The 3,599-nt window shown below is 76.5% G+C and carries 3 protein-coding genes and 1 pseudogene; 2 read left to right on the forward strand and 2 right to left on the reverse strand.

The features are described 5' to 3' along the window. Window positions 1-495: hypothetical protein (locus tag ABD308_RS13145; protein WP_344332937.1), on the forward strand; the 495-nt coding region annotated here is incomplete at its 5' end. 8 nt (window positions 496-503) lie between these two features. Here ABD308_RS13145 and ABD308_RS13150 read toward each other — a convergent pair. Continuing rightward, window positions 504-941: a hypothetical protein gene (locus tag ABD308_RS13150; RefSeq protein ID WP_344332938.1), complete on the reverse strand. Its 438-nt coding sequence runs from the start codon at window positions 939-941 to the stop codon at window positions 504-506. Window positions 942-1,233: 292 nt separating this feature from the next. Between ABD308_RS13150 and ABD308_RS13155 the strand changes: the two genes are divergently transcribed. After that, the gene (locus ABD308_RS13155; RefSeq protein ID WP_344332940.1) at window positions 1,234-2,172 is read left to right on the forward strand and encodes a DMT family transporter; all 939 of its coding nucleotides are present in this window, start codon (window positions 1,234-1,236) and stop codon (window positions 2,170-2,172) included. Between the two features lie 546 nt (window positions 2,173-2,718). Here the strand turns inward: ABD308_RS13155 and ABD308_RS13160 are convergent. Beyond that, window positions 2,719-3,599: pseudogene (locus tag ABD308_RS13160) on the reverse strand (hypothetical protein); the annotation flags it as partial.

Here is a 3,599-nt window from a genome sequence, read left to right on the forward strand (position 1 = left end):
CACCAGGTCGCCGTCGGCGGGCAGCCGGCCGAGGCGGTCCGGCTGGGCGAGCAGGCGATCGCCCTCGCGGAGGCGCACGGCCACGCCGAGCACGCCCCCTACGCGCTCAGCAACACCGCCGGCCTCTACGGCCTCGCGGGCGAGCCGGCGCGTGCGCTGCAGCGCGCCCGGGAGGCCCGGGCGCTGCTCGCCGAGCACCCGTTAGCCGTCTTCCACCTCTCCGCGATGATCAACGAGGCCCACGCCCTCGAACTGCTCGGCCGCGGCACGGAGGCCGAGGAGGCCTGGCGGCAGACCCTGGAACGCTGCCGGTTCGCCGGCGCCGTCCACCTGCACGCGGTCGCCGAACGCCACTTCGCCGAGTTCCTGCTGGCGGCCGGCCGCGCCCCGGAGGCCGTCGGCACCCTGCACGCCGCACGCGGCCTCTACGGCCGGCTCGGTGACACCACGGTCGTCCGCGAGCTGGACGAACGGCTGGCGGCACTGGCCGGCTGAGGGCACCGTCAGGGTTCCGGGTCCCCCACCCCGGGCCCGCCCGACAGGTCCGCCGTCAGCATCGCCACGCCGTCCTCGCCGAAGCGGTGCAGCAGCAGCGCCACCCACTCCACCGCCTGCGCCCGCTCCAAGGGCGTCCAGCGCGCCGCCGAGGGGTGCTCGTCGACCACCAGCGCCTCCGCGATCATCCGCAGACCGTCCGGCACCGCCGTCCGCGGCCCGCGCCGTCCCAGGCCGTCCACGGCCAGCCGCCGGGCGGCCGCGACCACCACCGTCCCGTCGGCCGGAGGCACCGCCCACCCGCCGCCCGGCCGGTCGTCGTCATCCTCGCCATGGCCGCCGTGCCCGCCATGGTCACCATGGTCGCCATCGCCGCCGGGCCGCTCGGCGGCGAGCCACCCCGCCACCAGCGCCCGGATCCCCGCCTCGCCCGCCGCTTCCGCCATGGCGGCCAGCCTGCCAGGCCCGCGTCTCGTGGTCATCACCGTCACGGTGACGAGTACGGCTGCCGCCCCGCCCCGCGTTCACCGCCGGGTAACATCGCCGCATGACCTCGTACTGGCACGTCGTGCTGCCACCGCTGTCCGCCTGACCGGGCGCACACTCCGGCACTTCCGATCCCGCTGGTCCCACGACCCCGGCCGGCCCACACGGGCGCCGGGGGTCCGTGCCGTGCGCCCGTTCCGAATCCAGTCCGCCTGCCGGAACCCCGGAATTCGACAACGGAAGTCCACGACTGTGCCGAACCGCATCCGCACGCCCGCGTCCACCCCCGTGCCCGTCCCCGCCCTCGCCGGCCCGCTCCCCGTCCTCGCCGCCGCCGTGCTCTGGGGCACCACGGGCACGGCCGGCTCGCTCGCCCCCGCCGGCACCCCGGCCGCCGCCACCGGCTGCGCCGGGCTGGCCCTCGGCGGCCTGCTGCTCCTGCTGTCCGACCGCACCGCCCGCTCCCTGCCCAGGACGTGCCCGCCCCGCGAACGGCGGCTCCTGCTCCTGGGCGCGCTCGCGGTGGCCGGCTACCCGGTCACCTTCTACCCCGCCGTGGCCCGCACGGGCGTGGCGGTGGCCACCGTGATCGCCCTCGGCAGCGCACCGGTCTTCACCGGCCTGCTGGCCTGGCTCACCGGCGGCCCCCGGCCCACCCCGCGCTGGGCGTGCGCCACGTCCATCGCGGTGCTCGGCTGCGCCCTGCTGGTCCTCGGCCCTCAACTCGGCGGCGACGGCACGCCGATGGACCTCCCCGGCGTCCTGCTCGCGGCCCTCGCCGGGCTCTGCTACGCCGTCTACTCCCTGGTCGGCGGCCGGCTGATCACCCGCGGCCACCCGTCCGCCGGGGTGATGGGCGCGATGTTCGGCGCGGCGGCCGTGCTGGTCCTGCCCGTCCTCCTGCTCACCGACACCCACCGGCTGGCCACCCCGCGCGGGGCACTCGTGGTCCTGCACCTCGGCGTGATCACCACCTTCCTCGCCTACCGCCTCTTCGGCCGCGGCCTCCGCCACACCACCGCCCAGACCGCCACCACCCTGACCCTCGCCGAACCGGCGGTAGCCGCCGTCCTCGGCGTCACCACCCTCGCCGAACGCCTCCCCACCACCTCCTGGACCGGCCTCACCGTCCTCACCCTCGCCCTCGCCCTCCTCACCACCCCTGAGGACACCCCGACCCGGGAGGAGTAGGAAGTCGGCCCCACAGACTTCCCACTCCGCCGCACCTGCAACAAGCACACCGGGCAGCCACCACATCCCCACCCAGACCGAAGACACATCCCCACCGGGTGAAGACCAACACGATGCCGCAGCCCACAGTGGAACCGTGGGCCCCGAGTGGGCCCGCGTGCAGCGGGTCACGGTGCCCGCGCGCGGCAGGACCACATGGACACCCGGGAGGAGTGAGAAGTCGACCCCACCGACTTCCCACTCCAACGCACCCCACCCACCTGCAACAAGCACACCGGGCAGCCACCACATCCGCACCCAGACCGAAGACACATCCCCAGCAGGTGAAGACCAGCACAGTGCCGCGGCCCACAGCGGGCCCAGGTGGCCGGCGCGCGGCGGGACGGTGTGGACAGGACACGCGGGGAGCCGCGGGTTCGCCGGGGTGGGCGTGGGTGGCCGGTTCGGCGTCGTGGCGTCGCGCGGGGGAACCTCAGTGGTCCACCGTCCGCCGCCGGCCCCGAGGCAGGCGACGGTGCACCGTCGTCGTCCGGGACCGGCCTTCCCTCACTCCTCCAGGGTGGCGAGGCGGCGGGCCAGGGCCGGGTTGGGGTGGCCCTGGGTGGTGTGGAGGGCCAGGGCGCGGCGCCAGTGGGCGGCGGCTTCGTCGGGGCGGCCGAGTTCGGCGAGGACGGCGCCGTTGAAGTCGAGGGCGAGCAGGGTGAGTCGGGTGTCGCGGTGCCGCTCGGCCACCGCGAGGGCCTCGCGTGAGGCGGCGAGCGCCTCTTCCACCCGGCCGAGGACTCGGAGGGCCTCGGCGCGGCTGAAGCGCAGGGTGCCGTGGAGCCGGTCGTCGGGGTGGTCGCGGACGAGGTCGAGGGCGCGGTCGGTGTGGGCGAGGCCGCGTTCCGCCTCGCCCACCCGGTGCAGGCAGTGGGCGAGGTGGTCCAGGGCGCGGGCGGTCGACGGTCCGTCGCCCCCGGCCTCGCAGGACGTGACGACGCGCTCCAGCACCGCGATCGCCTCGTAGCCGCGGCCGGACGCGGCGAGGGTGCCGGCGAGCGCGGTGAGGCACCGGTCGCGGACCTCGGTGTCCTCGACGTCCCCGGCGTCCGTGACGGCCTGTCCGGCGATCGCGGCGGCTTCGGTGAAGCGCTTGCGGGAGACCAGGGCGAGGCCGAGGTCGGTCCAGAGCCGCAGCCGGGCGGCCCGGTCCCCGAGGCGTTCGGCCGCCGCCAGGCCCTCCCGGGCGAGTTGCTCCCACTCGTCCAGGTGGGCGCCGTCCTGGTAGTGCAGCGGCCCGCAGCCGTGCGCGAGCCGCCAGACCTCCGCGTCGAGGCCGTGCGCGGCACCGGCGCGGACCAGGGCCGGCAGGGCGGGCCGCGCGCGACGGAACCACGCCACGGCGGCCCCCTGGCCGACCGGTTCACTCGGGCCGGCGGCGGAGG

This window comes from Kitasatospora putterlickiae (assembly GCF_039527695.1).
Taxonomy (GTDB): Bacteria; Actinomycetota; Actinomycetes; order Streptomycetales; family Streptomycetaceae; genus Kitasatospora; species Kitasatospora putterlickiae.